Origin of the sequence: Neptuniibacter caesariensis (genome assembly GCF_000153345.1) — a bacterium.
Lineage (GTDB): Bacteria > Pseudomonadota > Gammaproteobacteria > Pseudomonadales > Balneatricaceae > Neptuniibacter > Neptuniibacter caesariensis.
Genome location: NZ_CH724127.1, coordinates 325,952 through 341,674, shown reverse-complemented (window position 1 = coordinate 341,674; position 15,723 = coordinate 325,952). Strand labels below are relative to the sequence as shown.

Annotated in this window: 14 protein-coding genes; 4 read left to right on the top strand and 10 right to left on the bottom strand. The window is 46.9% G+C overall.

Annotation, left to right across the window (positions count from 1 at the left end; translation table 11 throughout):
* The first annotated feature begins 113 nt into the window (after positions 1-113).
* The 4 genes from MED92_RS15390 (at position 114) to MED92_RS15375 (ending at position 3,446) form a co-directional block, all read left to right on the top strand.
* Entirely contained in the window at positions 114-902 is a 789-nt protein-coding gene (locus tag MED92_RS15390; protein WP_040663117.1) for a (Fe-S)-binding protein, read from the top strand.
* Between the two features lie 9 nt (positions 903-911).
* On the top strand, positions 912-2,339 hold the full coding sequence (locus MED92_RS15385) for a LutB/LldF family L-lactate oxidation iron-sulfur protein (protein ID WP_238321524.1): 1,428 nt from the start codon (positions 912-914) through the stop codon (positions 2,337-2,339).
* 1 nt (position 2,340) lies between these two features.
* On the top strand, positions 2,341-3,009 hold the full coding sequence (locus tag MED92_RS15380; RefSeq protein WP_007022498.1) for a LutC/YkgG family protein: 669 nt from the start codon (positions 2,341-2,343) through the stop codon (positions 3,007-3,009).
* A gap of 227 nt (positions 3,010-3,236) precedes the next feature.
* Positions 3,237-3,446: a hypothetical protein gene (locus MED92_RS15375; RefSeq protein WP_007022497.1), complete on the top strand. Its 210-nt coding sequence runs from the start codon at positions 3,237-3,239 to the stop codon at positions 3,444-3,446.
* A 22-nt stretch (positions 3,447-3,468) separates the two neighbouring features.
* On the opposite strand, the gene MED92_RS15370 is transcribed toward MED92_RS15375, so the two are convergent.
* From MED92_RS15370 to MED92_RS15325, 10 genes are all read right to left on the bottom strand, one after another.
* Entirely contained in the window at positions 3,469-5,826 is a 2,358-nt protein-coding gene (locus tag MED92_RS15370) for a DNA polymerase II (RefSeq protein WP_007022496.1), read from the bottom strand.
* Between the two features lie 8 nt (positions 5,827-5,834).
* Positions 5,835-6,839, bottom strand: a complete 1,005-nt coding sequence (mvaD, locus tag MED92_RS15365) for a diphosphomevalonate decarboxylase (protein ID WP_007022495.1) — start codon at positions 6,837-6,839, stop codon at positions 5,835-5,837.
* Complete coding sequence (gene mvk / locus MED92_RS15360; protein ID WP_007022494.1) at positions 6,826-7,755, bottom strand: mevalonate kinase; 930 nt, start codon at positions 7,753-7,755, stop codon at positions 6,826-6,828. The genes mvaD and mvk overlap by 14 nt, the downstream gene beginning before the upstream one ends.
* Entirely contained in the window at positions 7,742-8,725 is a 984-nt protein-coding gene (locus MED92_RS15355) for a mevalonate kinase family protein (protein WP_007022493.1), read from the bottom strand. The genes mvk and MED92_RS15355 overlap by 14 nt, the downstream gene beginning before the upstream one ends.
* Complete coding sequence (locus tag MED92_RS15350; RefSeq protein ID WP_007022492.1) at positions 8,725-9,891, bottom strand: hydroxymethylglutaryl-CoA synthase; 1,167 nt, start codon at positions 9,889-9,891, stop codon at positions 8,725-8,727. The genes MED92_RS15355 and MED92_RS15350 overlap by 1 nt, the downstream gene beginning before the upstream one ends.
* Positions 9,892-9,906: 15 nt before the next feature.
* Positions 9,907-10,935, bottom strand: coding sequence for a type 2 isopentenyl-diphosphate Delta-isomerase (gene fni / locus MED92_RS15345; RefSeq protein ID WP_007022491.1), 1,029 nt, complete (start codon positions 10,933-10,935; stop codon positions 9,907-9,909).
* Positions 10,935-11,969, bottom strand: coding sequence for a hydroxymethylglutaryl-CoA reductase (locus tag MED92_RS15340; RefSeq protein ID WP_007022490.1), 1,035 nt, complete (start codon positions 11,967-11,969; stop codon positions 10,935-10,937). The genes fni and MED92_RS15340 overlap by 1 nt, the downstream gene beginning before the upstream one ends.
* A gap of 142 nt (positions 11,970-12,111) precedes the next feature.
* Positions 12,112-13,449 (bottom strand): TolC family outer membrane protein, encoded by a 1,338-nt coding sequence (locus tag MED92_RS15335; protein ID WP_007022489.1) that lies wholly within the window; start codon positions 13,447-13,449, stop codon positions 12,112-12,114.
* A 76-nt stretch (positions 13,450-13,525) separates the two neighbouring features.
* The gene (locus MED92_RS15330; protein WP_007022488.1) at positions 13,526-14,167 is read right to left on the bottom strand and encodes a response regulator transcription factor; all 642 of its coding nucleotides are present in this window, start codon (positions 14,165-14,167) and stop codon (positions 13,526-13,528) included.
* Between the two features lie 231 nt (positions 14,168-14,398).
* A complete protein-coding gene (locus MED92_RS15325) occupies positions 14,399-15,718 on the bottom strand; it encodes an HlyD family type I secretion periplasmic adaptor subunit (RefSeq protein WP_007022487.1) in 1,320 nt (439 codons plus the stop codon).
* Positions 15,719-15,723 lie beyond the last annotated feature (5 nt).

The following is a 15,723-nucleotide window of genomic DNA, read 5'->3' as shown; positions in this document are numbered from 1 at the left end:
ACTATCTTTTGGATATAACAAGTCGGGTTGCACCGGCAAAATAACAATAAGTTCAGCAGTGAGGATTCCTGAAAGCCAACAGGATGTGCTGACAACTGATAGCGATGACTACCATGCCAAACCCAACCCAGAATCCTAAGGTGGGACTGTTTGTAACCTGCCTAGCCGATATGTTTCGCCCCAGCGTAGCGTTTGCCACAGTTAAGCTACTTGAAGCTGCGGGCTGTAAAGTTGAAGTCCCTGAAAATCAAACCTGCTGCGGCCAACCCGCCTACAATTCCGGAGATAAGGCAACGACAGCAGATATTGCCCGTCAGACGATTGAAGCCTTTGATGGTTATGAATATATTGTCGGCCCTTCAGGTTCTTGTATTGGCATGCTCCACTACTACCCAGATCTTTTTGAAGAGAATGATCCGTGGAAAAAACGTGCTGAAGATCTTAAATCCCGCGCCTATGAAATCACCCAGTTCCTGACTGACATTGTTGATTTTGATCGTATCAATGCGGCATTCGAAGGCACGATCACTTATCACGATTCCTGCTCTGGCTTACGCCAATTAGGTGTAAAGCAGCAGCCAAGAAAGCTGTTATCTAAAGTCGATAACCTCACCCTGAATGAGATGGAAGAAGCTGAAACCTGCTGTGGTTTTGGTGGTACTTTTTGCGTGAAGTATCCGGATATTTCCAACCGCATGGTTTCCAACAAAACTCAGTACATTAGTGATTCAGGCGCAACCACGTTAGTTGGCGGTGATCTGGGCTGTCTACTGAATATGGCAGGCAAACTGAAGCGTGAAGGAAAACAGATTCAGGCGCGTCATGTGGTCGAGATTCTGGCTGGCATGACCGATACACCGGCGATCGGCGAAGCCGAATATGAACTGGCAAACGAGCTGTAAGCGGGGATTATGATGCAGATTAAGAGTCCACAATTCAAAGAAAACGCCCGTATTGCTCTACATAATGTTGAGCTACAAGAAGCACTTGGGCAGTTTAAGCACGGCTTCCCGGTTAACCGCGCCAATGCCATCAAACGCTTGCCTGAGTTTGAGGATCTGCGTGACGAAGCCCGCGATCTGAAAAATCATATTATTCAAAATCTTGATATCTATCTGGAGCAATTTGAAGATAACGTTGTAAAAAATGGCGGCCATGTTCACTGGTGTAGTACCGCAGAAGATGCCAACAAAGCCATTCTTGATATCTGCAAACAGGTGGATGCCAAAACGATCACCAAAGGTAAGTCGATGGTTTCAGAGGAGACCGGACTTAACGAATATCTTGAAGCCAACGGTGTTCGCCCTGTAGAGACCGATCTGGGTGAATATATTCTACAGCTGCGTGATGACCACCCAAGCCATATCATCGCGCCGGCGATCCATCTTAATGTCAACGACGTATCGGAGACATTCCACGAACATCATAAACGTCCGAAAACAGGAGATCCTCAGGCGTTGATGAAAGAAGCCCGCGAAGTACTGCGAAAGGAATTCGTTAGTGCTGATGTTGGGCTGACCGGAGCCAACTTTCTGGTAGCAGAAACTGGCTCCACAATTATTGTTACCAATGAGGGTAACGGTGATCTCACCCAGACTCTCCCTAAAACGCATATCGTAATCACATCCATAGAGAAAGTGGTACCGACGCTGGAAGATATGAGTCTGTTCCTGCGCTTATTGGCACGATCTGCAACAGGTCAGGAATTCACCGTTTATAACACCCTTTCTACAGGTCCTAAACGCGATACAGATCAGGATGGCCCGGAAAACTTCCACGTTGTCCTTGTCGATAATGGCCGAAGTGAGATGGTAGGTACTGAATTTCAGGATATGCTGCGTTGTATCCGTTGTTCCTCATGTATGAACCACTGCCCTGTTTATGGTGCAGTTGGTGGCCACAGCTATGGCTGGGTTTACCCTGGCCCAATGGGGTCAGTACTGACACCAAAAATGATTGGTATTGATAAAGCAGCTCATCTACCTAACGCTTCGACCTCCTGCGGCAAGTGTGAAGAGGTTTGTCCGGTACGTATCCCTCTGCCAAAAATGATGCGCCACTGGCGTGAAAAAGAGTTCGAAAAACACCTGACACCTAAAACGGTCCGCTTTGGTATCGCTGGCTGGGCATTCTTTGCTAAACGCCCCGCCCTCTATCGCTGGCTAGCGCGGAGTTCCGCATGGTTCATGAGCACAGTCGCAGGCAAAAAAGGTCGTATTAAAAAGTTGCCTTTAGCCGGAGGCTGGACCGACTGGCGAGATATGCCAGCACCGCAAGGCAAGACCTTTATGGATCAATGGAAAGCAGCCTCTTCAGCAAAACAGCAGGCGGAGAAATAAGATGAGCAAAGCAGACATTCTTGGCAATATCCGCCGCGGACTGAAACGAGGTGAAGCAACACCCGCGCAGAAGGCAGCAGCAACACGTCGCATCAACGCGCACAAAGCTACCATTATTCCTAAACGCAGTCAGCTGGATCAAGCGGGCCAAATTCAGCTGTTCAGAGATATGGCAAGCGGCGCTGCAGCTGAGATTATTGATATCGAAAGCTTAAGCGATCTGCCCTCTGCGGCTGCCGAGTGGCTAAATAAGCATGATTTTAAAACCCTGGTCAGTGCCAGTGATCAATGCCTGAATGAACTTGATTGGTCAGCACTGGGGGATATCAAGCGCGAACAGCGTATTGCGCAATCCGGCGACTTAGCCAGCCTCACAACATCGATGGCGGGGATCGCTGAAACCGGAACACTGATGCTCTATTCACGCCCGGAAAGCCCGACAACCCTGAACTTTCTACCTGACTGCCACTTAGTCGTTTTACGTGAATCGACTATTGTCGGAAGTTACGAAGATGCCTGGCAGATGGTTCGCGAGCAGAACCCTGACGGGATGCCGCGTACAGTCAACATGATTACCGGCCCTTCACGTAGTGCCGACATCGGGCAGAAACTACAGATGGGTGCGCACGGCCCCTGCGTATTGGTTATCTTTCTCTTAAAAGACGTTTAAACCTCGTCTCTTAACTACCTTTGCCACCCTGACCTGGGTGGCTTTTTTTGCCTATCAGGCGCATTCCCTGAAATCTAATACACCCCCATAAAGAAAACATCTTTCGGCCTCAAGCTTTCGCCCAACCAGCCGATATTTTTCATCACTACTTTTAAAACATGACACTAAAACAGCACTTTAGCTGACAGGGATTACAGCTAGCAGTCGTAATCAACAAGGGTTGAGTTATGGAAGTGAATGAAGTTACAGCAGCATCAACAGCGGCGAGCGCACAGCAAACGCAAACCACGCATGCGGTAAAATCCGCAGAGATGGCTAAAGACCAGATAGAACAAACTGGCGAACAGGTGATGCAGCTTCTAGAAGTGACCGCGCCCGGAAAACTGCGCGTGGACCCTTTAAGCCCTCTTGGCACTCAGATCGACGTAAAAGCCTGAATTATTAACAGCCCTGCAACGATTAGAACAGTTTCCCCTGCGGGGCAGTCAGATCCTCAAACCTCTCTCCAATAAACGTAAGTATTGATTCACAGACCGGCTCTAACTGTTTATCCAGATAGTGCTGATAGTCGATTGGCGAACTTGAAAACTCGATGGGTTCCGGACCATTAACCGTCATGAGATACTCGATATAGCTACCCGCGCTGAAAGGGCTATTAAGGCCACGTTCTTTGTAGATATGCTCCGCCTTAAGACCCGCCTGAACATGGGGTGGTTTATTTTTAACATACTGATCAAGCGGCTGCCGAATACGCTTTCGGTAGACCAGTTGCTCATCCAGCTCTCCTGCTAGTAAGCTCTCAACAGTGCTCTTTAACAGGGGTTTCCATTCCTGACCCAGGAAGACCCGCTCATAAAGCTGTTCCTGCAATTTTCGCGCAAGCATGGTCCAGTCAGTCCTGACATTTTCCAGACCTTTAAAAACCATATGATCAGTGCCATCGGCAGAGCGCTTCATGCCAGCATAGCGCTTCTTGGTCCCTTTATCGGAGTGACGCATTGTCGGCATCAGAAACCGACAATAATGGGTCTCGTATTCGATCTCTAGCTGGCTTTTTAATTGAAACCTTTCCTCTAAGTTATCTTGCCACCACTTGTTCAGGAAGGACGCCAGCTCAGAACCTTTCCCATCAGCCTGGCTTTCAGGGAAATCATCGCCAAGCCAGACAAATACCGAATCGGTATCCCCGTAGATAATCTTAAATCCGAACTCTTCCTCAATTATATCCCGGGTCTTTATCAAGATCTCATGCCCGCGGAGTGTAATTGAGCTGGATAAACGCTGATCAAAAAAGCGGCAAACATTTGAACCCAATACCCCATAGAAAGAGTTCATGATAATTTTGATCGCTTGCGATAGCGCTGAATTAGAGGACTGCTTAGCCTGATCCCTCGCCGCCCAGAGGCGCTCAATCAATTCAGGTAAAATGGTTTTACTACGGGAAAAAATAGCGTGATTAAATCCTGGAATCAGATCATCAGCGGGCACTGAAGTCTTTAGCCCTTCGGCCAGCCCATAGGGATCTATCTTAAAGGTACGAATAATACTGGGGTACAGGCTCTTGAAATCCAGGACCAGTACCTGACGGTACAATCCTGGTTTTGAATCCATCACATAACCACCTGGCGCACTCAAACCCGACATCCCTGAGGCGTACTCCGGGGCTACATAACCTTTCCTATGTAAGTAAGGTAAGTATTGATTATCGAAGGCTGCGGCTGAACCACCCACTTTATCAAGGGGGAGACCTGTTAAGCGCGCTCTTTCAATTAGATAATTGATAAGATCCGCTTTCTCGAAGATATCCCATACCAACTTACAATCTTCAAGGTTATATCTGGCCAGCGAGGCTTTATCTTCCCTAAACAAGCGTTGAATCTCACCACCACGATCATCTACATGGTCGATGAGCTTACCCCTGTCTAAAAACTCTCTGGACACGTTTTCTAAAGAAAAGCTTTCAAACTGATAGGTGGCCCCCTTCAGGGTATCAATCCCATCCAGTACAACACGCCCTGCCATTCTGGCAAACACCTTTCCCTGCCCAGACTGATAAAGCTGGAGAGGCTGCTGATCACGTCCTAACAACAATGGAATATTCAGTTGATCGGCCCGGTTTTTAAGCACTTTGAAATCAAAGTTAATGACATTCCAGCCAATAAAAATATCCGGATCATACTGCTGTACTACCTGAATAAATTTATGGATCAGCGTGGTTTCATCGGCACAATAATCAAGCGTATCGGTATCAATACCCTGCCCTTGCATTAGGACTAGCTGAAAGTCATCGGCATAGAAAGCGGCAGAAAGAATTTGATCTGCCCGCATGGTTGTTTCCAGATCAATCGAAAGTATGCGGAACTGAGGATGGTGATTACTGGGCCTAAGCCTTACCTGCCCTTCCCCTCGAATGACTTCCACTCCTCCTTGAATAAAACGCTCCATTAAATAGCGATCAGCATGACGGATATCCTCTTCCATCATTGCTATTGAATGGAGCTGCAAAATCTCCTGAATCTGACGGTAAGTTTTCAGACTTTGTGCATATAAGGCATGCACTCCCCGGTAGGAGAAATCCTGCAGATCTACTTTTGCAATTCGCCAGCCACGTAGGTGAGCGATGAGCCTTTGCACTTCGTCAAGCTGCTCATCACGGATAAAAAAAACTGCTTCCTGATTTGGAATGGAAACAGAAACTGAGCGACCAGAACAATTAAGCCAATAACTGAGCTGAATACCCTGCGCTTCATCCTGTTGATGCCGGGTTAGTATAAACCCAACATCATTGCACGAGTGATTAGCCGTATCCTGCCCCATTGCTATGATCAACCGAAAGGAGCGACCAGATCCAGATCAGTCAGTTCAGGAAATGCATCGCGAACCTGCGCTTCATACTCAGCTGTGAATAGAAGCTTTAGATTCGGGCCTGCATCCATGGTCAGATAGACAGGAACCCCCAGAGCACGCAACTCCCATACCCGATGCATCGCCGCAACCGATTCAGGCTGCCAATAGAGCAGCGGAGGCCACGAGCCGATCATGGTCGCATGCATAGACAAGGCGTTTTGTTCGGCGGTCTGACCTAATAACTCAATATCTTTATCTTCGATTGCACGTTTGATTGTCTGGAGGTCTTTAGCGGCTTGCTCAGGCCACGCTTGATAGAGTGGAGCTGATTCTACTGTCCGCTGCATTCCGGCACGGGAATCGACCTTTTTAGCGCCTGTAGCAACCTTAAGCAGCCCAATTCTGAAGCCCTGCCATTCCAGATCCAGACGCTGAGCACAACTATCCATGCCATCTTCACGAAGTCCTTTCTGCCATTCAACAAAACCCTGAAATACAGAACGTGATGCACTACCACTGCCCATTCTTGCAAACGCGGACAATACTTCATTGCCGAGACCAAATCGGTAAAAATCATTGATAGCCAACATCAAGGCAGCAAAACCTGAAGCAGAAGATGCAAGTCCCGCTGCAGTTGGGATGTTATTAACGGTTTTAATCACTACCGGTTGCTGCAGTTCACGACGGAAAAGATTAAGAAAACTAATCACCTTCGTCGCAAATCGGTCAGTGGGTTCGATCAACTTGTCATTAAGATAAACTTGGTCTGAACCACTGTCAGATTCAACAATACTGGTTCTGCTACCCAGCTCCCCTAAAGAGATTGAGAGTGACCCATTAATTGGCAAGTTCAGTTCAGCCTCTCTTTTACCCCAGTACTTACATAATGCGATGTTACTGGGGGCAAAAGCTTCAGCCGCAGTGCCAAGCTGAGTGGATTCAGTAAGAATACTGTTGACGACTGACTGCTTAGTTATACTCAATTGTTACTCCTTCTGCAGACACTCCAACCGGTATCTGCTCGTATGGCAGGGTTAAACCGCTATCATTGCCCAGCGACAACACACAATCCCCTAAACCCGAACCTGATATTTTCGCACCTAAAATACGGCCTGACCCTCTTAGGCTATAAATAATGTCGCAAAGGCTACGATCTGACACTCCCAATGCATCCATCAATCCCTGATAATTATTCATTAGCTCACCTAGCGCCAACCAGTTTTTCTGCTTAAGAGCCACCTCAGCTTTTTCAGTCACCAGCCCCATAAGCTTGTAAATCTCTGAATAAACTTCCGGCTGCTTCACTGCCTTGGCTTCTACAATCTTCAGCACATCAGGCGTTTTGGTTTTATATCCCGCATAAAAGAGAGATATTTCAGGTAACGCAGGCAGAGAAGTAATCTCTCTGGGTTCGACCCGGTAAGACACCACGGCTCCATAAATGCTCGCAACCAGATCAGTACCTGATCCCCGACCCTCCTGAACCTGATGGACAATCTTCAGCGCCTTATCAAAAAGTGCTTGAGGCTCAAGGCTCTGATTAGTAAAAGCTGAAAGTGCCGCAACAACACCCGCAGTGACAGCTGCAGAGGAGCCCAAACCCACTTTATGTGAGAACTCAGATTGAATGCGAAGTAAAAAACCAGAAGGAAGCTTTGCTGAATACCGACGTACAGCAGCTATAACAAAACTCAGCTTAGGCTCGTCAGCGATATCTTCCAGAACACTTTGATACTGCGCTAAAGCCGAATCGATATGAATTTCAGAATCCGGACGAGGCACCAGCTCTATATGGATATATTTATCCACAGCACATGCCAAAGCCTTTTCACCAAACAACACAGCGTGCTCACCCATGAGCATAATACTACCGGGCACTTTAACTTTAATCGTCGACACAAGATGCTCCTATGGATGCTTGTTTAAGCGGCGCTAACGAAATCATCAACTGATCCTGCAGATGATCCACACCCTCTCCTGGCAGGTACGCTAGCACCTGGCCTCCGGCATGCCCATTGAGTGCGCCCGCTCCACATATTTTTGCAGCGCCACCCATTTGATAGATTTTATCGGTAACATCCATTACAGCTTCTGGAACAACACCGATGTTATTGAGTAGGCGTTGGTTTTCATTTACCAAATTGCGAATGCTGGGATGATCGCCATTTCCAATTGAGTCAATAAGCTCTCGTGTAACCGCAGAGAAGTCCTTCCAGATCGCGCTATCAGCGTGGTGATCAGACACCCAGGCAACCGTTTGGCCTGTACTCGATTCTGGTTGTCCGCTGTTCCATACATACCATCCCTCCCCGAGGGAGAGATTTAGCTTATCAGCCTTACCTGATTCGACCTTGATCATTCCACCTAAAGCAACAGCAGAAGCATCGATGACACTCCCGCGCCCATGCTGAAGTCTTTCACAATAGCGAATACTCTGAACAAATTGTTCCGCCGGTTCTTTAACACCAGCCATGCGTAGCACGGCAGCAATAACCGCAGCTGAAGACCCCATTCCGGATCCGGTAGGGATATCACTCTCAATCAATACGCGTCCGGGTTGTTCAAACCCGGCATAGGCAAGGCAATAGGCAATGAGTTTCAGGGGATGATCCAGCACTTGGTTTATCGCTAGTACACCATTAGAAAAGTCAGAAAACTTTTCATCAGCAGCGAGTTTTCCATTAGCGATATCCACCAGTGGCAAGGTGAGCGTTCCTAGCCCTGCTGAAACAATTTCAATGCAGTCACTATTATTGGGCACAAAAAAAGCTGTTGCTTGTTGAGCAACAGCCGTCGCTATAGCAGGAGCCCCATACACTACTGAGTGCTCACCACTCAGTATAAGCTTTCCAGGGGCTTGTGCCTTCATTAGCAGATAACGTATTCCCGTTTATGGCCGCTAATTGCTGCCAGGCGGTAACGTCCTGTGGTAGATGATGGGATATCATGGTGTTCACCATCACGAGGATCCGGGTGGCGATACAGATTCAAATATTCGTCATAGCTCACTTCTTGACGATCATCCAGCATCTTCTGGTGGTTAGGTGTATGAAGGCATTTCTCATAGCCATCTACAACGGTTCCTGAGAAAAACTCAGCCACACAACCAGAGCCGTAACTGAAGAAGCCAACTTTTTTGCCCGCTAGATTCTGCTTACAGTTCTCCAGAAGCGAAGTCAGGCCAATATACATTGAAGCGGTATAGCTATTGCCGATGATACGGTTGTAATGCAACGTATCTTCAATCTGCTGCTCGATTTGCTCCAGCGATAACCCTGCCTGGTTAATCTTCGCAAGATGCTTGTGCGCCTTTTCAGCCATACGGCTAAATGGCAGGTGATAGCAGAAATGAGAGAAGTCATTAAAAGCCAGCGAACTTGCACCAACAAAGTTTTCCCATGCTTTCTTTAAAGACTTCAGATAAATCTTAGTTGAATACTTGCCATCAACCAGCGCGGTAGAACGATAATTGGGTCGCCAGAAATCCATCACATCTTCTGTGTAGTTTCCAACTTCCGGGTCAATCTCGATCAAACGTGGATTGGCAGAAATTAATACAGCGACCGCGCCACAGCCTTGAGTTGCTTCACCGGAAGTATCCAGGTCATATCGAGCAATATCCGAGGCAACAACCAGAACTTTCTTTTCAGGCTGACGCGCAACCAGGGCACATGCCATCTGAATAGCTGCTGTTGCGCTATAACAAGCCTGTTTTAACTCAACAACACGGCAATTGGAATCAAGGCCTAACAAGCGGTGGACGTAAACACCCGCCGCCTTCGACTGATCTACACCAGTCTCAGTAGCAAACATTAAGGTAGTAATGGCATCTGCACCAACACGCTCAACCAAAGGCTGGGCTGCATTTGCGGCCATGGTCACTACATCTTCATCCGGAGCAGCCATGGACATTTTTTCCTGGCCAATGCCCTGATAGTACTTTTCTGAATCGATCTGCTGAACTTCTGCCAGAGTTCGTAAATCCAGGTAGTAATTGGATGTATAGAAACTAATTTCGTCAATACCAACTGACATTATCGGGTCTCGATCCTAACACTCTTCTACAATGAGGGCGTGGTTATTGTACAAAGTACGCATATCCGGTACGCCTAGCAGAAACATAGCGGTTCTAAATTCTGTTTTGATTTTTTCAATCTCTGCGACAACTGCATCAGCCGATTCCATAGCTGGTTTAAGCAGCGGGGCAGCCATGCCACATAAGGAGGCGCCGAGTATAACAGATTTAACCATATCAATCCCATCTCTTAAGCCACCACTTGCAACTATTGTGGCACTGCTTAAGTAGGGCTCTGCCATTTTAAGGGCTAATGGCGTTGGCAGCCCCCAATCCTGAAACTTTAACCCCAGATCGCTACTATCTTTACGGCGATGATGCTCTATCCTGCTCCAGGACGTTCCTCCACTGCCCGCGACATCGAAGCACTTGATACCCGATTGAAGGCCCAGCTCTATGTCCGCAGGAGACAATCCACTGCCCACCTCTTTGAGTAGCACCGGAACATCCAACTCACTCGCAAGCTTTTTAATTTTTTCAGCTAGTCCAGAGAAATCTGTATCCCCTTCAGGCTGAACAGCTTCCTGCAGTGGATTGAGATGCAAGTACAACGCGTCAGCTTCCAGAACAGAGATCGCAGCTTCTGCCTGAGCTTTCTCAATGCCGTAGTTTAGCTGTACGGCACCTAAATTGCCGATAAGCGGCACACTGGGTGCAAACTCACGAAGCCTAAAACTCTCTTTAGCTTCTGGGGTAGTAAACATGACTCGCTGAGAACCTACAGCCATCGCCACATTACAACGCTCGGCAGCCTCGGCTAGGTTACGATTAATACGTTTAATTAACTCATGATCACCGCCGGTCATGGAGGATATCAGCATTGGAAAACTGAGACGATAACCTAAAAAGTCACAACCAGTGTCTATATCACCCAGATTCAACTCAGGTAAAGCACGATGAGAGAGCCGAATCCTATCAAAATAATGACCGGAACGGTCAGTTTGAGGGTCTTTCTCAATTGCCTGTATATGCTCTATCTTTCGATCATTTGTCAGATCAGACATTATCGTTCCAGTTTAAGATGGGCTTCCATCAATTCACCCGGGTTAGTTTGGGCCGCCAACAAAGAAAGCTCTCCGCATAACACAGTGGCTGCGCAAATCGCCGCCAATCTACGTGCGTTGGCTCCAGGCTCACGATCTTCCTTACAACCCAGTTGAGCCAGGTTCTCTTCTACAAAATCAATGCCTTTGCCGTTGCCGACTGAACCCATAATCAGATTTGGAATGGTACAGGAGAAGTATAGATCCCCGTCTCGCACTTCAGCATGAACAATACCCTGCGAGCCTTCAATAATATTTGCAGCATCTTGACCCGTTGCCAGATAGAAAGCCAACAACATGTTTGCATAGTGAGCATTGGCACTGCGAAGCCCACCCGCAACCATGGTACCAATCAGGTTCTTCTTAATATTCAGATCCACCACTTTTTCAGGCGTGGTTTTAAGGCGACGCTCGCAAACATCCCTTGGAATAAGGATTTCAGTAACTACATATTTACCACGACCCAGAATGCCATTTACTGCCGTGGCCTTCTTGTCAGAACAATAGTTTCCGGAAATTGAGGAGTAACGAAGCTGTGGATATTCACTCAGTACCCAAGGAATAATCTTATCGGCTGCATTAGTCACCATATTGTGGCCTGACGCATCACCCGTTGTGAACTCCAACCGCAGATAGATAAGGTTCGCGACAATCTGGCTGTGCATATCGATCAACTTTGCAAAACGACTGCTTTCAGCAACCACAGCATTAATATCGGACATTCGCGATTTTATAGAGCTTAACGCAAGCATCGCCGCTTCAGCATCGTCTGCTTCCAAGAGGATTGAACGGCTCATCCGCTCATCAACGACAGTCGCCTTGATACCATCAGTCAGCGCGGAAACCCTTGCACCACGCCCAACCGACGGCCAAAGCGGTGTTTCATAGGTTGCCAAAGGAACAGAAATTTTCTCTTCCAATACTGGGCCAGTGATTTTGATAGGCCCTACGCTACGCATTGGGATAGGAGCTTGACTGATTTTATGAGCTTTCATGCGGTATCTTCATGCAAAGAAAAAGGGCTGCCTATGGCAACCCTTTTGTTAATAAGGTTGTGAGGGGAATTTTAATTAAGTTCCCCTGCCTATTTCAATGACTTATGTTGTGATACTGAAACTTCTTACCTTTTCAGGCCAATTATTTCTTTGCCAGCTCAGGGTTTTCTACATCACCCAGATTAGGTTCTGGCAGCGACAAGTTCAGCGTATCAAGCAATGTACCCATACCATTTACAACTCGGTACTGAGCAATTAACTGGTCATGCAGAGCATTTACAAGATCATTTTTTGCAGAGAACACTTCATTCTCTGTATCGAGCAGATCAAGTAATGAGCGCTGACCGATATTGAACTGTTTCTGATAAGAATTACGCGTTTCCTGACTGGACGCTACATGCTGCTCAAGATGAGGCAACTGACGAGAAAGGATATCGTAAGCGTTCCAGGAAAGTTCAATACTCTGAACAACTTCACGATGGCTGTTGGTTTGAACTGATTTTGCTTCTTCAATCTGATGCTGAGTCTGGCGAACACGTGCCCGGTCTGCGCCACCATTATAGAGGTTGTAACGCATACGGAACATCGCCGTCAGGTCTTCATTAATACCTTCAACGCCATCCAGATCATCATTCCAGGTACTATCCAGTTCAAAATCAACGCGCGGATAATAATTACGCTTAGCTGCGTCGTACTGAGCAACTGCGGCCATAGTATCAGCTTCTGCAACCTGAAGTGTTGGATGATTACTTAATGCCACCTCAGTTGCCTGAGACAATTCTTCAGGAATTGTGACATTGACTAACTCTGGGTAGATCAGCTCTTCAGGGACAGAAAGCCCTGTCACCCTTTGATAATTAGCTTTTGCATCAAGCATATTATTTTCAGCAGCCAGTACATTAACTTCTGCAAGCGCCAAGCGACCTTCAGCCTGCTGAATAGATGCGAGCGCACCTAAGCCTGATTCTGAACGGCGTTTGATCTGATCATAAATTTTAAGATGGTTGTACAGCGTTTCTTTGGCTTGCTGCAACAAAGTACCGCGACGATTAAGTTCGATATAGGCACGAGCGGCATCTAGAGCATAGGATTCTGCGGTTTCAACTAAACGCTTATCCGCAGATAGCGCCCGTGCTTTTTGACGCTTAACCTCACTTGAGGTCGCAAAGCCATCAAAGATCATCTGACGGATACTTAAACCTGCTTCACCACGGGTCAATTCGACATCATCGTTGCCATTAGCACGCGTTGTGGTGTTATTGGTCCACTCGTAACCATAACCCGCCGTAACATCAAGCTTGGGAAGGTATCCCGCTTTCGCCTGTTTTACTTCCTGGTAAATCGCATTTCGTGAATGGACAGCACGATTAACATCAGGATTCTGGCTTAACCCCGCTGCGACCACCTCTTCCAGAGAAGCTGCTGATACACTGAAACTGGCTCCACCAATGAGAACACCAGCTATCACCGACCTGAACATAAATTTTCCGCCCTAATTATAAATAGTTTGTAGCCACCACCGACATTAACCGACGCTATACCCACTCCTTTAGGGCTTAAGCTGGTTGCTTACTAGCCATTAAGACTAGCGAAACCCGATCAGTTACACCTGTTTTCTGAAAAATAGAACTCAGATGAGCCTTGACCGTTCTTTCGGTAATATCAAGCTCGCGAGCGATCTCCTTATTGCTGGCCCCTGTCACAAGAACAGAGAGCACATCATGCTCACGACTACTTAATCCTTCAAAACAATCTACAGTCTCTGCGGTGTCCACTTTACTATCTGTAACAGGAGGATTACTCAGCAAGCGTTTAAGCAGCTTTTGTAATAGTTCAGGTCCTGCCCAAATATCACCACGGAGTACAGTTTTCACTACATCGAAGAGTAGTGAACCTGTTACATACGTGTTTGTATATCCGTTTGCACCTGATTGCAGCACTGAAACACCTTCATTCTCGTTTGGCGCATCAGTACAGGCAATCAAAATCACGCCTGGATTATCCCTTTTGAAACTGAATAGAAGCTGACTATCATTCTCATTCAAAGAACTTAAATGAGCCAAAACAATCAGCTGCCTCTCAGTATTCAATAAACCAACCAGCTCTGAAACATCGACAGCCGAAGGTTGCCAGTCCACAAGCAACTTATTCCAGCGTTCCAGAACTTTCGGTCGGTTACCGATGAAGAATAACTTCATAATATCCCTAAACCACGGCACCGGTTTATCAAATAATAATGCTGCGGCGCGCAATAGTATATCTAATAGTCAGTTGTAACAAGTTTCCTTGCAGCTCTGATTTGTCTGATACTAACCTATCGAACTGCAATTAAAAGATAGCCTTACAGCCTAACCGATAAGCCCTTAGTTTTGAAGTGGCTATTAGAGCAGTTTTAGATTAACAGAAAGTTAATAACCTAATGTAATATCCTATCTTTCTGTTAACGCCCTATCTTTTGCCTTTAAAACAGGCTTCAGAAGGTAAGCCATAACCGTTTTCTTACCAGTTAGGATATCCACGCTCACTGTCATACCCGCTATTAAAGGTAATTCAGTAGACGCATTACCCAAGAAAGGCTTTTCCGTTTCTAAACGAACCGTGTAAAAGCTCTCACCTTCTTCATCGACAATGGTACTCGGGCTAACATAGATCACTTTCGCATCAACACCGCCATAGATCGAAAAGTCATAAGCGGACACTTTAATCACTGCAGGCTGCCCCGGGGCGATATTCGCTATATCTGAAGGTTTTATCTTGGCTTCAACAAGCAGCTTATCTTCCCAGGGAATAATATTAAGTAACTCATCCCCAGGCTGAACCACACCTTCAACTGTATTGACCAGCATTTGCTTAACCGTACCTTTAACAGGAGAACGAACCTCAGCTCGGTCAATTCGGTCACTCATTCCAGTCAGCGCCTGTTTAATTCTCGCCCCTTCAGCCACCACCTCATTGAGCTCTCTTTGAGCCTCGTTACGGAATTGCAGCTCCGCCCCATCCAGCTTTTGCTTTGTCTCTTGCAGAGTGGACTCAATACGAGGAATATTAAGCCGGACACCGGAAAGCTCACCCTGAAGATCATTTAGCTGACGTTTAAGACGCAGAAATTCCACTTCCGAAATAACACCTTCCTTTAGCAGCGGTCTTGTAATATCAAGCTCTCGCTTTAGCAACCCGTAACTTCTCTGCAGCTGTTTTTCCTGAGATTGTGCAGCCTTTAGTTCTTGTACACGCTGAGCAACTTGTTGCTCGAGCCCACCCAGGCTTGTCAACATCTCGGCCTTACGCGTACCAAAAAGATGCTGTTCCTGCTGTAACATTGCACGATATTCTTCAGGGAAATCAGCAGGCGCAACGAATTCTTTATTTTCAGCCTCAGCCCTTAAGCGCGCCGCTTTGGCGATTAATTCGTATTGCCTGACTTCATTTTCCTTAAGTGAACTGGAAAAGCGAATATCATCAATACGAAACAGAACCTGGCCCTTCTCAACCAAATCCCCTTCATGAACCAATATTTCTGAAACCGCACCGCCCTCAAGCGTTTCAATGACCTGAAGTTGGCTAGAGGGAATAATCTCACCATCCCCTCGGGTGATTTCATCCAGCTCAGCCCAGTTCGCCCAGGCAATAGCTATCGCAATAAACAGAGCCATTAACCACAACAGAGCACTTGCTCCCTTTGGAGCCTGCTCAGCCATCGCCTCACTGACACTAGACATATATTGCAGGTCGTTCTTATCTTTTTCCATGACGC